At 60.1% G+C, this 12,405-nt stretch carries 13 protein-coding genes; 1 reads left to right on the top strand and 12 read right to left on the bottom strand.

Annotated elements, in window-relative coordinates:
• Positions 1 to 199 precede the first annotated feature (199 nt).
• From GGD53_RS15195 to GGD53_RS15180, 4 genes are all read right to left on the bottom strand, one after another.
• Positions 200 to 1,162: a flagellin gene (locus GGD53_RS15195; protein WP_184457289.1), complete on the bottom strand. Its 963-nt coding sequence runs from the start codon at positions 1,160 to 1,162 to the stop codon at positions 200 to 202.
• Positions 1,163 to 1,460: 298 nt separating this feature from the next.
• A complete protein-coding gene (locus GGD53_RS15190) occupies positions 1,461 to 2,372 on the bottom strand; it encodes a flagellin (protein ID WP_184457288.1) in 912 nt (303 codons plus the stop codon).
• 246 nt (positions 2,373 to 2,618) lie between these two features.
• A complete protein-coding gene (locus GGD53_RS15185) occupies positions 2,619 to 3,527 on the bottom strand; it encodes a flagellin (RefSeq protein ID WP_184457286.1) in 909 nt (302 codons plus the stop codon).
• Between the two features lie 282 nt (positions 3,528 to 3,809).
• On the bottom strand, positions 3,810 to 4,715 hold the full coding sequence (locus tag GGD53_RS15180; protein ID WP_184457284.1) for a flagellin: 906 nt from the start codon (positions 4,713 to 4,715) through the stop codon (positions 3,810 to 3,812).
• A gap of 428 nt (positions 4,716 to 5,143) precedes the next feature.
• Here GGD53_RS15180 and GGD53_RS15175 point away from each other — a divergent pair, with 428 nt between their 5' ends.
• The gene (locus tag GGD53_RS15175) at positions 5,144 to 7,060 is read left to right on the top strand and encodes a glycosyl transferase (RefSeq protein ID WP_184457282.1); all 1,917 of its coding nucleotides are present in this window, start codon (positions 5,144 to 5,146) and stop codon (positions 7,058 to 7,060) included.
• Positions 7,061 to 7,139: 79 nt separating this feature from the next.
• Here the strand turns inward: GGD53_RS15175 and fliP are convergent, their stop codons facing one another.
• The 8 genes from fliP to GGD53_RS15135 are packed head-to-tail and all read right to left on the bottom strand — an operon-like array spanning position 7,140 to position 12,405.
• Positions 7,140 to 7,877, bottom strand: coding sequence for a flagellar type III secretion system pore protein FliP (gene fliP / locus GGD53_RS15170; RefSeq protein WP_184457279.1), 738 nt, complete (start codon positions 7,875 to 7,877; stop codon positions 7,140 to 7,142).
• Positions 7,874 to 8,377: a flagellar basal body-associated FliL family protein gene (locus GGD53_RS15165; protein WP_184457277.1), complete on the bottom strand. Its 504-nt coding sequence runs from the start codon at positions 8,375 to 8,377 to the stop codon at positions 7,874 to 7,876. Before GGD53_RS15165 ends, fliP begins: the two co-directional genes overlap by 4 nt.
• Positions 8,378 to 8,389: 12 nt before the next feature.
• Positions 8,390 to 9,106 carry a flagellar basal body L-ring protein FlgH gene (gene flgH / locus GGD53_RS15160; RefSeq protein ID WP_064800681.1) on the bottom strand — a complete coding sequence of 239 codons (717 nt, stop codon included), beginning with the start codon at positions 9,104 to 9,106 and terminating at the stop codon, positions 8,390 to 8,392.
• The gene (locus GGD53_RS15155; RefSeq protein ID WP_184457275.1) at positions 9,103 to 9,642 is read right to left on the bottom strand and encodes a MotE family protein; all 540 of its coding nucleotides are present in this window, start codon (positions 9,640 to 9,642) and stop codon (positions 9,103 to 9,105) included. Before GGD53_RS15155 ends, flgH begins: the two co-directional genes overlap by 4 nt.
• Positions 9,639 to 10,760 carry a flagellar basal body P-ring protein FlgI gene (locus GGD53_RS15150; RefSeq protein ID WP_064800679.1) on the bottom strand — a complete coding sequence of 374 codons (1,122 nt, stop codon included), beginning with the start codon at positions 10,758 to 10,760 and terminating at the stop codon, positions 9,639 to 9,641. The genes GGD53_RS15155 and GGD53_RS15150 overlap by 4 nt, the downstream gene beginning before the upstream one ends.
• Entirely contained in the window at positions 10,757 to 11,239 is a 483-nt protein-coding gene (gene flgA, locus GGD53_RS15145) for a flagellar basal body P-ring formation chaperone FlgA (RefSeq protein WP_064800678.1), read from the bottom strand. Before flgA ends, GGD53_RS15150 begins: the two co-directional genes overlap by 4 nt.
• 16 nt (positions 11,240 to 11,255) lie before the next feature.
• Positions 11,256 to 12,044: a flagellar basal-body rod protein FlgG gene (gene flgG / locus GGD53_RS15140; protein ID WP_011424026.1), complete on the bottom strand. Its 789-nt coding sequence runs from the start codon at positions 12,042 to 12,044 to the stop codon at positions 11,256 to 11,258.
• 19 nt (positions 12,045 to 12,063) lie between these two features.
• Positions 12,064 to 12,405: a flagellar hook-basal body complex protein FliE gene (locus tag GGD53_RS15135; RefSeq protein ID WP_184457273.1), complete on the bottom strand. Its 342-nt coding sequence runs from the start codon at positions 12,403 to 12,405 to the stop codon at positions 12,064 to 12,066.

The raw sequence follows: 12,405 nt of genomic DNA, 5'->3' as shown, positions 1-12,405 counted from the left end.
AACCATCCAGCGTCCGGGAAACGTGCGGCATGCCCGCCCCCGTTCAAAATGACCTTGCGCGCGACATGTCCTTCGCAGCGAACAAGGGCTTGACCTTGCGCCGGCACGATTTTCGGACGATGCCTTCATGCCGGAAACTAGGAAGTCAAACTTGCGCGAGGATGAATGGCGCCGCCGCCATCGGTGATCGCGCCCAGCTCTACTCCAGCAGAATGAGGATCTTGCTTGCAGCCGTGTTGAGGATCGAGATCGCTTCGACGGCCATCTGCTTCTGGGTTTCAATCGCCTTCTGGCGGATCGAAGCTTCATCCATATCGGTATCGACGAGCGCGCCGACGCTCTTGTCGATCGAATCCGACAGATCGGCCGCGTAGTCGATCTGGTCGTCGATACGCGTCTTCATCACACCGATGGAGGCGGCCGTCGTCGTCAGCGAGGAGAACAGGGCGTCGGTCACATCGAGCATGTCGACCAGCTGGGCGTCGGTGGTGTTGTTGTCGATCGCGATCTCGCTGCCCGTCGCCGACGTGGTCGAACCGGCGTCCAGCAGGTAATAGTTGCGCGGTCCGGTGCCGCTGTTGTTGATCGCCTGGGCATCAATCGCCTTGGTGAACAGGCCACCGCTCGCATTGTTCTTGTCGATGAGGATGGTCTGCGACGAAGCGAAGTCGATGGTCTGGGCCTGGTATTCGCCCGTCGAGGCGCGCACGAAGCCTGAAATGACCGACCATGTCGGCGGCGCGGTCTTGTCACTGTTCAGCAACCAGTTCTCGCCTGCAAACGACGTCGATTCGACAACTGTCTTCAACTGCTCCTTGTATTCGCTGATCTCGGCATTGATCTTGTCCTTGTCGGTGCCGGGCTCTCTTGCCGCAACCAGCTTGGCGCGGATCTGGCTGACGAGATCGATCGCCGAATTCATTGCCGTGTAGGTCGCGTCCACCTTGGCAGCGCCGAGACCGAGCGCATCGCCGATCGTGCCGAGATTGGTGCTGTCCGAACGCATGACGGTGGCGACCGACCAGTAGGAGGCATCGTCCGCGGCCGTCTCGATCCGATAGCCCGAAGAAACTTGCTGCTGGGTCTGACTGGCTTCTTTGTTGATGCTGCGCAGCACCGCAAGTGCATTCACCGCGGCCGCGCTGGTAATCTTAACGGTCATCGACAGGTCTCGGAATAAGATGAAAGGGCAGGCCGGATTGCCGGCGGCGACTGAAGTGGCCTCATGCCTCCGGCGAGTTTTCACCGGCGCGTCGCAAAAGCAAATCAACTCAAGGCGAAGTTAACTCGATATCAACTTGTTGGGCAAGAGCGGCGCCGAGAGCGCGACAAGCGGATTGTCTCGCAAGTCAAGCTACTGATATTAAATAAAGAACCGCGCCGTTTCGGGCGCGGTCCGGAAGGTTTTCTGCTTGCAGCCGAACGGCGGCGCAAGATTCGGTCCAGCTTCAGCGGCTGATTTAGCTGCGGAACAGCGTGAGGATGTTCTGCGCGCTGGAGTTGGCGATCGACAGCGACTGGATCGCCAGCTGCTGCTGGGTTTGCAACGCCGTCAGCTTGCTCGATTCCTCTTCCATGTCGGCATCGACGAGGCGGCCGACGCCCGAGTCGATCGAGTCGCTGAGCGCTCCGACGAAGTTTTCCTGCAATTCGATACGGGTCGAAATCGAACCGAGCTGCGAGGCAGCCTTGGTCATTGCTTCGAGGCCGGCCTCAATCGAGGTCAGGGCCATGGAGATCTCAGCCGAACCGAAGGTGCTGATGTCCATAGAGTAGATCGAACCGATCGTGCCGTAGGACGTGCCGATGATGCCGGAACTCGTCTCGATCGTACCGGTCGAAGTCATGCCGAAGAGAACGTTGCCCGTGGAGCTCGTGTCCAGGACGTAGTCCGTCGTCTTGACCGAGACGTTGCCGTTGCCGTCGCGGACGAAGGTCGACACGACGCTCTTGGTGCCGTCGGCGCCGGCGACCCAGTTTTCACCGGAGAAGGAAGCCGACTGCGCGATGCTCAGGAGCTGCTGCTGCAGCTGACCGATTTCCTCCTGGACCTTGGTCTTGTCGACGCCCTTTTCGGTTGCGGCGACGATCTTCGCCTTGATCTCGCTGATGACGTCGATGGCGCTGTCCATGGCGGAGTAAGCGGTGTCGACCTTGGCGGCGCCGAGACCGAGAGCGTCGGACACGGCCGAAAGCGCCTTGTTGTCCGAACGCATGGTCGTTGCGATCGACCAGTAAGCGGCATTGTCGGCAGCCTTTTCAACACGATAACCCGACGAGACGTGGTTCTGCGTGTCTTCGAGGCTGTCGTTGATTCCGCGGAGTGTCTGAAGAGCGGCCATCGCCGCGACGTTCGTCAAAATGCTGGTCATGAAATGATTGCCCCTTGTTGGCATCTGGGAAAAAGGGACATTCCGGAATGTTACCGGGAACGGGGATCAGCCTCATGCCTGTTAACCGGTTGTTAATGTCGGTTAACCCGCCGTCTCGTTGAGCTGAGAAGACAACATTATGGTTAATCAATCGTTAACGGAAATAAGAAAGCCGCGCTTCATCGAAGCGCGGCTCGAATACGAGGTGCCCGCCGGACACCGGCGGGCCATATTTTCTGGCGCTTATTAGCCGCGGAAGAGCGACAGGATAGTCTGCGAAGAGGAGTTGGCGATCGACAGCGACTGGACGGCGAGCTGCTGCTGGGTCTGCAGGGCGCTGAGTTTGGAGGACTCTTCTTCCATGTCGGCGTCGACGAGGCGGCCGATACCGGAGTCGATCGAGTCGCTGAGAGCCGACACGAAGTTTTCCTGAAGTTCGATACGCTTGGAGATCGAGCCGAGAGCAGCACCGGCGCTGGTCATGGACTTCAGAGCCGATTCGACGTTCGTCAGAGCCGACTGGATCTCGCCGAGGGTGAAGTTGGTGATGTCCATCGCGTAGACCGAACCGGTCGCGCCGTTCGAAGAACCGAGGATACCTGTGGAGGTTTCGACCGCGCCGCCGCTCATGCCGAACAGAACGTTGCCTGTGGAGCTGTTGTCGAGAACGTAGTCAGTCATCACGACCGAAACGGCGTTGGAGCCGTCGCGGACGAAGGAGGCAACGACGTTCTTGGTGCCGTTGGCGCCGGCAACCCAGTTTTCACCGGAGAAGGAGGCCGACTGAGCGACGCTCAGGAGCTGCTGCTGCAGCTGGCTGATTTCTTCCTGGACCTTGGCCTTGTCGACGCCGTTTTCAGTCGCGGCAACGAGCTTGGCCTTGATGTCGCCGACGACATCAATGGCGCTGTCCATGGCGGAGTAAGCGGTGTCGACCTTGGCGGCGCCGAGACCGAGAGCGTCGGAAACAGCCGAAAGAGCCTTGTTATCAGAACGCATGGTCGTTGCGATCGACCAGTAGGCAGCGTTGTCGGCAGCCTTGCCGACGCGGTAGCCGGACGAAACGTGAGCCTGGGTCGTCTGGAGACCCTGGTTGACGCCACGCAGAGTCTGGAGGGCTGCCATCGCAGCGTTATTGGTGTTGATGCTCGTCATAGTTTGTTTGCCCCTTGTTGGCAGATTTTAAGAAGGGACATTCCGGATTTTCGGCCGGCCCACAGCGATCAGCATCATGCCTGTTAACCATTCTCGTTAGGGTTAACTCGCCGTTTCGATGGGCCTAGAAAACAGCAAGATGGTTAAGGAAAGCTAAATCGAAATTGAAAATAACGTAAAAATATCTGATACTTAGAAAGATTTTCATTAACCTTATATTAAAACATTTCGCGGCCGGGGATAAGCCGGCCGCGAAACTTGGAAACCTTGTGCAGACCGCTCTTAGCGGAAGAGCGACAGGATGTTCTGCGAAGAGGAGTTCGCGATCGACAGCGACTGGATCGCCAGCTGCTGCTGGGTCTGCAGAGCGCTGAGCCTCGAAGATTCCTCCTCCATGTCGGCGTCGACGAGACGGCCGATACCGGAGTCGATCGAGTCGCTGAGAGCCGAGACGAAGTCTTCCTGGCTGTCGATGCGGCTGGAAAGCGAGCCGAGAGCAGCACCGGCGCTGGTCATGGACTTCAGAGCCGATTCGACGTTCGTCAGAGCCGACTGGATCTGGCCGGCTGTGAAGTTGGTGATGTCCATCGAGTAGATAGAACCGGTCGCGCCCGTCGACGTACCGAGAATACCCGTGGAGGTTTCAACCGTGCCGTTGCTCATGCCGAACAGAACGTTACCGGCGGAGCCGCTGTCGAGAACGTAGTCGGTCGTCGTGATCGATACGGCGTTGGAGCCATCGCGGACGAAGGAGGAAACGACGCTCTTGGTGCCGGCAGCGCCAGCAACCCAGTTCTCGCCGTTGAAGGAAGCCGACTGAGCGATGCTCAGCAGCTGCTGCTGCAGCTGACCGATTTCTTCCTGGACCTTGGCCTTGTCGACGCCGTTTTCAGTTGCGGCAACCAGCTTGGCCTTGATGTCACCGACGACGTCGATGGCGCTGTCCATGGCGGTATAAGCGGTATCGACCTTCGCAGCACCAACGCCGAGGGCGTCGGAAACGGCCGACAGAGCCTTGTTGTCCGAACGCATGGTCGTTGCAATCGACCAGTAAGCAGCGTTGTCGGACGCCTTTTCAACGCGATAACCGGACGAAACGTGATTCTGCGTCTTGTTGAGGCCCTGGTTGACATTGCGCAGCGTCTGGAGAGCGGCCTGTGCGGAAGAATTCGTGTTAATGCTTGTCATAAATCTGTCCCCTGGAAACTAGATACAAAAAGGAGGACATACCGGACTGTAATACCGGCGATGACGGACCAGCTTCATGCTACTCGGCGCCTGTTTGTTTGGCCCAAACCCGTCATGTCCAGGGCAATCTCGCAGCCAATGCTTGCCAACTTCTTAAAAATAGAGGCTCCGTTCCGGCTCCTTACATCCCATAGTTAATACCGGCTGAATCTATCCGTTCGCATGCTAACGTATCGGGAAAGAAGCCGTTCTCTCGGACAAGACAATGTCTTCATGAGGCGCACCTGTTTCAAGCAAGCTTCGAATGGCAACGTGGCAGGTGCCGGGATAGCATCGTCGGATCAATCCACCCATTGCCTGGGAGGACGGATCGTGCGCGCTCGGCAATCGACAGCCATGCCAGAAAATTTCCTTCACGGAGTTGGGTTTTGAACAGCAAAGTTTCGTTCTCTGCGGCATCCAAAGATTACCAGGCAGGCCGCTACACAAAGTCCTTGGCGACGCTCAACCAGCTCATCGATACTCAGCAGGACGCCAAGACCTATGCGCTGCTGGCCAAAAACCTCGTGCAGCTCGGCTTCAAGGCCGACGCCGCGAAAGCCTATGGCCTGGCCGGCAATTGCGAAGGACCGAACGCCTACGAATATCAGAAGCAGGCTGCCAAGCTGCACTACGAAACCGGCAACGAGGACGAAGCGCTGCTGATCGCCATGCGCAACCTCACCAGAGCGCAGGAAGATGCCGAACTCGCCTTCATCATCACCGCTATCTATCTGAAGCGCCAGCAGCGGGATATCATCCGTCCGTTCAAGACGGTTCTGTCGGAAAGCATGAATCCCGATCACATGCGCCTGGCGGCCCTGCTGCTCAGCGACGATCTCAACGACGCAACCAACCAGACGCTTGCCCGCAACATCTTCAAGCGTTTTCCGGGCAATCACGCCTTCCGCTTTCTTCACCTGGTTTTTGCCCGCGAATTCAACGATTTCGAAGAGGCGGCCAAGCATCAGGCAGTGATCGACGACGCGCTGGCAAAGGGCAATGTCGAGATCCTGCGCAAGGACAACCCGTTCTATCATCTGCACTGGTGCGGCAACGAAGATTTCAACCGGTATGCGACGATCGGCACGGCCCCGCTTAATCAGGAACGGGTCGCTTTCCGCCGCAACCAGCCGCACACATGGTCTGACAAGATCCGGATCGGCTACATGTCGTCGGACTTCTGGGATCGCCACGCGACGATGAAGCTGCTGCAGCGCATTCTCGAACTGCACGACAAGGACAGGTTCGAGGTGACGCTCTTCTGCCATACGGGCCCCGAATACCTGAAGCATAACGACACCGACCGCAGCCGCTGGGGCAGGATCGTTGACATTCACGGCTTCTCCGACCAGGCGGTGCTGGAAATCGTACGCGAGCACAATATCGACATCATGGTCGATCTGAAGGGTCATACGTCGGGTAGCCGCGCGGCAGCCTTCAACCTGCCGCTCGCACCTGTGCATGTCGGATGGCTCGGTTTTCCCGGCAGCACCGTCAACATCGACCTCGACTACGTCATCGGCGACCATTCGGTGCTGCCCGACGTGGCCAAGCCATTCTTCCATGAGAAATTCTGCCGGCTTCCGGAGAGCTACCAGCCGAACGATCCGATGCATCGCCCGAAGCCGCGTCCGGTCACCCGCGAGCAGCTCGGCCTGCCGGAAGAGGCCTTCATCTTCGCCTCCTTCAACGGCAACCGCAAGATCACGCCTGATGTGGTCAACAGCTGGTGCCGGATCCTCAAGCGGGCGCCGAACAGCGTGCTCTGGCTGATGGCCAATTCGCCGCGCAACCAGGCGAACCTGCTGAAGCAGTTCCAGACATCAGGCATTGCGCCCAAACGCATCATCTTCTGCCCGCGCGCGCCCTACGAAGACCACATCAGCCGCCAGCAGGCTGCCGATCTCGGAATCGACACTTTCCCTGTCAACGGTCACACGACCACCTCGGAGCAGCTCTGGGGCGGCCTGCCGGTCCTGACCGTCAAGGGCACCAACTTCGCCTCACGCGTCAGCGAAAGCCTGCTCAGGGCAATCGATCTGCCCGAGCTCGTCGCGAGCGACCTGCAGGCATACGAGGATCTCGCCGTCGAGCTGGCGCAGAATCGCGGCCGGATCGCCGAATACAAGGCACACCTCAAGGAGAGGCGCTATATCGCGCCGCTCTTCGACGCCGAACGTTTCTGCCATCACCTGGAGCAGGCCTACGAAAACATGGCCGAACGGGCGAAACAGCGCCTGGCACCCGAGCACATGGATATTCCGGCGCTGCCCCCGCGCACGGCCCCCTTCGCGGCCTTGTAACGGCTCGACTGCATGATAAACCCCGCCGGAGCGGATCCGGCGGGGTTTTCTTTTTTCCAAATAGAGACGGGCCAGCCGATCAGCTGAACGAGCGCACCAGGCTGCCGACGAGCAGGTTCCAGCCGTCGATCAGTACGAAGAAGAGAATCTTGAAGGGCAACGAGATCGAGGTCGGCGGCAGCATCATCATGCCCATCGCCATGGTGATGGTGGCGACGATGAGGTCGATGACGAGGAACGGCAGCACGACGAGAAAGCCGATCTCGAAGCCGCGGCGAATCTCCGAAATCATGAAGGCAGGAATCAGCACCCGATAATCGATCGGATCGGTCGTCTGGATATTCTGGCCGCGTTCACGCGCGAGATCGACGAAGAGCGCCAGATCCTTGTCGCGGGTATTGGCCGCCATGAAGGTGCGGAAGGGCTCGGCGATGCGCTGCACTGCGTCCGTCTCGTTGATCTGGTTGGCAAGCAGCGGCTGCACACCGTTCTGCCAAGCCTGATCGAAGGTCGGCGACATGACGTAGAAGGTCATGAACAGCGACAGCGACAGGAGGATCATGTTGGAAGGCGTCGAGGAGATGCCCATCCCCGAGCGCAGGATCGAGAAGGCGATGACGAAACGCGGGAAGCTCGTCACCATGATCAGGATGCCCGGCGCGACCGAAAGTACGGTCAGCAGCCCGAATGTGCGAATGATCCAGGCGGCGACAGAGCCATCGACCGGCACGTTCAACAAGTCGGTGGGCAGCTGCTGTGCCACCGCCAGTTCCGGCACCGCCATCATGGCGGCAAGGAAAACTATGAAACGAATCATTCGATGACAAAGGTCCTGAACATGACCTTCGATACCCGCCCTTGCGAGCGAAGGTCAACACGTTCCTGGATGTCATCCTTGAGATATTGAAAGCCGCGCGGCCCCTCGATCTGCTGAAGGGAAACCGTCCTGATATAGGCGAGGATATCCTGGTGAATGTCCTCGGCGACCTTGACGTCGGGCGGCCCGTTGAACAGCAGCGCGACTTCGAGTCGGACCCAGTTTTCCGAGGGGTAGGCAAGGTTCGATGTAATCGGCTCGAGCTGGACGACGTTGTTGGCCTCGGTCGAGATGCGCGCCAGACCTTCCTCGGCCTTCTTCTTGGCATCGGCTTCCTTGGCCTGCTCTACCTCCTTGGCGCCCTTGACTTCGGGCGCGACGATCGTGCCGACCGCCCAGCCGCCGCCGGCGCCGAGGAGCGTCAGGACGGCGATGCCGATGATCGTCATCAGGCCGGATTTCTTCTTCGATTGACCTGCGCTTACGTCTTCGTCTGCCATCGTCGTTCGGCCTCAAAGCGGCGAGAAGAGATCGACGGCCTGCTGGCCGCGCGGAGGCTGCTGCACTTCCATCAGGCGACCGCGGCCGCCATAGGAGATGCGGGCTTCGGCGATCTTGTCGTAAGAGATCTGGTTGTCGGCGTTGACGTCCTGCGGACGCACGATACCGGCGACGTTCAGGATGCGCAGCTCCTGGTTCAGACGGACTTCCTGCGAACCCGAAATGACCAGATTGCCGTTTTCGAGAATACCGGTGACGACGGCCGCAACAAGAAGGGTCAGCTTGTCGGTGCGCTCGATCTTGCCCTTCCCGTCGGTGCTGGTATCCGAACCGTAGGTCAGATCGGTCTTCGATTCCGGGGTCCAGCCGAAGATCTGGGCATTAACGTCCCAGTTCATGCCGCTCGAATTCTTGCGGCTGCGGTTGGTCTCGTTGTCGAAGGAGGCCTTGTCGTTGATCTGGATGTCGACGGTCAGGATGTCGCCGACGTTCAACGCGCGTGCATCCTTGAAGAGCGCGGCCTGCGAATCGCTCCACAGCGAATAGCCCTGCGCCACGGCGCGCGGCTGCTTCGGATAGAGCGCCATCTGCGGGGTCTGGCCATAAGCAAGGCCGCTGCCGATCGGGCTCATGGCGGGCGCGCGGCCGATCTCGCTGACTGCCGTCGGAGACTGGCAGCCCGCAAGGAGTGCGAGGGCGGCGATCGCGGCCGGGAAACGCATATTCATGAAGGATCCTTCGACGTATTGGGATCGGACGCACTGGCGATGACGCTGGCGATGGCCGCGGCCTTCTTCGAGTCCATCTCGTTGAGGATGAGGCTCGACTGGCGCGGGCCGAGCCGCATGATCACGGCCGACGCCACTTCGATGTTCATATCCTGCAGCTGCAGCGCCGCCGCATCCGGCTTCATCTTCTTGTAGATATCGGTGAGGCCGGCTTCCGCCTGCTTCAGGAAATCGTCGCGCCGCTTCAGCCAGTCCTGATATTCGGCCTTGCGCTTGTCCATCTCTTCCATCCGGGCGTCAATGTCGGCGCGGAGCCTTTCCAGCTCCTGCTTCTGCAGCAGGTAGCGCTGGTCACGGGCGGGATCGGCGATGTTGGTGCAGAATTGCTTGATCTCGTCCTGAGACGTGATGTCTCCCTCCGGATGCTCCTGTGCGAAGGCGCCAGGGATCGACAGCAGGACGAGGCCGGCTGCCGGCAGCGCCAGGCGGCGCAGCAGCTGCAGCACGGTCATGTCAGGATTCAGGATCGTTATCATTGCAGCACAAGCTCCGCCTGCAGGGCGCCCGCCGATTTGATGCCCTGGAGAATGGCGATGATCCCATCCGGTTTCACGCCGATATTGTTGAGGCCGGCGACAAGGGTCCTGAGGTCGGGACCGTCGATGATGGCAACGCGCCCACCGGTCTGCTCAGCCGCGATATCGGTCTGCGGCTGAACGGCGGTCCGCCCGCGCGAGAAGGGTTCGGGCTGAATGATCTGCGGTGTCTCGGTGACCTGAACCGTCAGAGTGCCGTAGCTGACGGCGACCGGCGAGACACGGACATCGGAGCCGATCACGATCGTTCCGGTGCGCTCGTTGATAACAACCTTGGCCGGCGTATCGGTTTCGACGATGAGGTTTTCGACGTCGGCCATCAGCCGGGTGAGATCGGCCGTGCGCGGTTTCTGGATCACCACTTCCTGTGAATCCTTGGCTTCGGCGACCGGGCCGCCGAAGCGCGCGGAGGCATAGCCATTGACGATGTCGGCAATGCGGATCGCCGTCGAGAAGTCGGGATTGCGCAGCTGCAGGACGAGATTGACCGAATCCTTGAAGTGGGACGGCAGTTCGCGTTCGATGATCGCGCCGCCGGGCACGCGGCCGGCGGTGGTGACGCCTTCTGTCACCGTCGCCGCCTGGCCCTGCGCCTGAAAGCCGGAGACGATAACGGAGCCCTGGGCGACAGCGTAGATCTGGCCGTCGGCACCGGAAAGCGAGGTCATGACGAGCGTGCCGCCGCGCAGCGAGGTTGCATCGCCGAGCGAGCTCACCGTAACATCGAGACGGCTGCCGGGGCTTGCGAAGGGCGGCAGGTTGGCGGTGACCATCACGGCCGCGGTGTTCTTCGCGTTGGACTGGCCGCCCTGCGTCGAAATGCCGAGATTCTGGAGCATTGCCCGCATCGACTGCTCGGTGAAGGGCGAGGAACGGAAGCCGTCGCCGGTTCCCTGCAGGCCGACGATGAGGCCGTACCCGATCAGCTGATTATCGCGGCCGGCCTGAAGCGAAGCGATATCCTTGATGCGGGACGTCAGCGCCCAGGCGGGCGCCACCTCGGCCAAACTCATGGCGACAACCGCAACAAAGGTGACGATACGGAAGAACAATTTCATTTCGCCCTCACATGGATCGTGCCGTCCGCAAGCACCGTGCCGCTGACGATGACGCCGGAATCCATATTACGTGCACGGACCACCTGCCCCGTCGCACCGTCTTCAAGCGGCGTGCCGGCGGCGGAGATCGTCATTGCACCGAGAGAGAAGACCAGGCGGATCGAAGAGCCACGCGTCACAGTGTAGGGCTCGCGCAGAGCTGAAACCGAGATCGTGCGGCCCGGCAACAGCGTGCGTTTGGAAACCAGACCTTCGACCTGCGAAATCGATTTGGCATAATCGCCGGCGAGGTTAGGGTTGGTGACCTCGACCTCCTGAAGCTGGCTGCCCGACAATGTGTCGCCGGGGTAGATGATCGTCGTCGGGACGACGGCATAACCCATGCCGGCATCCGCGTTCACGGGCAAGATGATGCCCGCGAGTGCGATCGTGGCTGCCGCCACCCATCCTGAGATGTGTCCTGCCCGGCAAAACATCATGTTTCGGCCCTTCCCTTTACTTCAGGTTCTTGCTGACGATGGAGGCCATTTCATCAGCTGTCGTGATCACCTTGGAATTCATTTCGTAAGCACGCTGAGCCGATATCAGCTCGGTGATTTCCTTCACCGGATCGACGTTCGAGGATTCCAGATAACCCTGCTTCATATAGGCAAAGCCTTCCTCGTCGGGGTTGCCGACGACCGCTTCGCCCGAAGCCGGCGTTTCCTGGAAGAGATTGTCGCCGATCGGCTGAAGACCCGCTTCGTTGACGAAATCGGCAAGCGTCAGCTGTCCAAGAACGGTCGGATCGGTCTGGCCCGGCAGCTTGGCCGAGACCTCGCCGGAGCGGCTGATGGTCAGTTCGGTCGATCCCTGAGGGATGGTGATCCCGGGCAGGACCTCATAGCCGTCGATGGTGACGAGCTGGCCCTGGTCGTTCTTGTTGAAAGCGCCGGCGCGGGTATAGAGCGTGGTGCCATCGGTCGACTGAATCTGGAAGAAGCCCTTGCCGATCAGCGCCACGTCGAGGTCGTTGCCGGTCTGCGTCAGTTCGCCCTGGAGATGCAGATTGCGGACGGCCGAGGTCTGGACGCCGAGGCCGATATTGGCGCCTTCAGGAACGACGGCCTGGTTGGCCCGGTTGGCGACGCCCTTGGCGCGTTCGGTCTGGTAGAGAAGGTCGGTGAACTCGGCGCGGGCCCGCTTGAAGCCCGTCGTGTTGATGTTCGCAATATTGTTGGCGATGACTTCCAGATTGGTCTGCTGGGCATCCATGCCCGTTGCTGCGATGGCGAGCGCTCTCATGTGTTCGTCCTCAAATCAGTTACATCTGCATCTTGGTGACTTCGAGAAAGGCCGAAACGACCTTGTCGCGGATGGCAATCGCGGTCTGCAGCGTCTGCTCGGCCTGGAGCATGGAATCGACGACTTCACGGGTCGTCGCCGTGCCCTTGATGCCGGCGAAGGACATGCTTTCGGCACCCTTCAGGCTGCTGACCGCGTCGGTCGCCATGCCGCCCAGGACCGAGGCGAAGCTCAGGCCGTTGGCCGCACCCGCAGTGCCCGGCATGGTCGTTGCGGAGGACGAAGCGGAATTTTCGGTGTCGACGGCGCCGAGCGCGCGGGTCATCGAAAGATTGCTGACATTCTGGACGCTGTTGATCAT

The sequence above is a fragment of the Rhizobium aethiopicum genome (genome assembly GCF_014197535.1).
GTDB lineage: Bacteria > Pseudomonadota > Alphaproteobacteria > Rhizobiales > Rhizobiaceae > Rhizobium > Rhizobium aethiopicum_A.
This window is presented reverse-complemented; position numbering and strand designations above follow the sequence as displayed.

Coding starts and splice junctions, on each gene's coding strand:
- GGD53_RS15150 (WP_064800679.1), bottom strand. CDS start 10,760: ATGAAATTGTTCTTCCGTATCGTCACCTTTGTTGCGGTTGTCGCCATG.
- GGD53_RS15190 (WP_184457288.1), bottom strand. CDS start 2,372: ATGACCAGCATTTTGACGAACGTCGCGGCGATGGCCGCTCTTCAGACA.
- flgG (WP_011424026.1), bottom strand. CDS start 12,044: ATGAGAGCGCTCGCCATCGCAGCAACGGGCATGGATGCCCAGCAGACC.
- GGD53_RS15185 (WP_184457286.1), bottom strand. CDS start 3,527: ATGACGAGCATCAACACCAATAACGCTGCGATGGCAGCCCTCCAGACT.
- GGD53_RS15195 (WP_184457289.1), bottom strand. CDS start 1,162: ATGACCGTTAAGATTACCAGCGCGGCCGCGGTGAATGCACTTGCGGTG.
- GGD53_RS15165 (WP_184457277.1), bottom strand. CDS start 8,377: ATGGCAGACGAAGACGTAAGCGCAGGTCAATCGAAGAAGAAATCCGGC.
- fliP (WP_184457279.1), bottom strand. CDS start 7,877: ATGATTCGTTTCATAGTTTTCCTTGCCGCCATGATGGCGGTGCCGGAA.
- GGD53_RS15135 (WP_184457273.1), bottom strand. CDS start 12,405: ATGATCAACAGCGTCCAGAATGTCAGCAATCTTTCGATGACCCGCGCG.
- GGD53_RS15180 (WP_184457284.1), bottom strand. CDS start 4,715: ATGACAAGCATTAACACGAATTCTTCCGCACAGGCCGCTCTCCAGACG.
- flgA (WP_064800678.1), bottom strand. CDS start 11,239: ATGATGTTTTGCCGGGCAGGACACATCTCAGGATGGGTGGCGGCAGCC.
- flgH (WP_064800681.1), bottom strand. CDS start 9,106: ATGAATATGCGTTTCCCGGCCGCGATCGCCGCCCTCGCACTCCTTGCG.
- GGD53_RS15155 (WP_184457275.1), bottom strand. CDS start 9,642: ATGATAACGATCCTGAATCCTGACATGACCGTGCTGCAGCTGCTGCGC.